Source organism: Stutzerimonas kirkiae (genome assembly GCF_004327335.1).
Lineage (GTDB): Bacteria > Pseudomonadota > Gammaproteobacteria > Pseudomonadales > Pseudomonadaceae > Stutzerimonas > Stutzerimonas kirkiae.
The window spans coordinates 1-757 of record NZ_QJUO01000082.1; the positions used below are offsets into that span (position 1 = coordinate 1).

At 59.7% G+C, this 757-nt stretch carries 1 protein-coding gene; it reads right to left on the minus strand.

The features are described 5' to 3' along the window. Positions 1 to 757 (minus strand): AMP-binding protein (locus DNJ95_RS19125; protein ID WP_165492437.1); only part of this gene is annotated, 757 nt, incomplete at both ends.

A 757-nucleotide genomic window follows, 5' to 3' on the forward strand; every position in this document is an offset into this window, starting at 1 on the left:
CGCGGATCTTTACCTGGTGGTCGATACGGCCGACGTATTCAATCACACCATCGGCACGGTAACGGGCCAGGTCGCCGGTACGGTAGAGTCGTCCACCACCTTGCCCTCTATCGTCGAACGGATCGGGGATAAAGCGTTCGGCGGTTAACGCTGGCCGTTGGTGATAACCACGCGCCAGACCGGCACAGCCTACATGCAGCTCACCATGACTGCCTGGCATGGCAACCCCGAGGTTGCCGTCCAGCAGGTACCAGGACAGGTCCGGGATCACTTCGCCGATTGGGCTGACGGCCTCTTTATCCAGGTCTTCACGGCTGATAGGACGGTACGTGACATGCACCGTCGTCTCGGTGATGCCGTACATGTTGACCAGTTGTGGCTGGCGATCGCCAAATGCCTCGAACCAGGGCTCCAGACTACCGACATCGAGCGCTTCACCGCCGAAGATGACGTAGCGCAGCGGCAGAGGTTGGGCTTTCCCCACTGCCACCGGGATCAACTGCTTGAAGGCAGAGGGCGTCTGGTTGAGGACTGTGACCTTTTCACGCAGCAGGAGTGCATGGAAGTCTTCAGGCGACCGCGCCACTTCTTTTGGCACAACTACTGCCTTGGCACCATGCACAAGGGCGCCGAACAGTTCCCAGACCGAGAAATCGAAGGCGTAGGAGTGGAAAACGCTCCAGACGTCGCAGGCATCGAACTGGTACCAATCCTGGGTGGCCCGGAACAGGCGCATGACATTGTGGTGCGGCAGCAA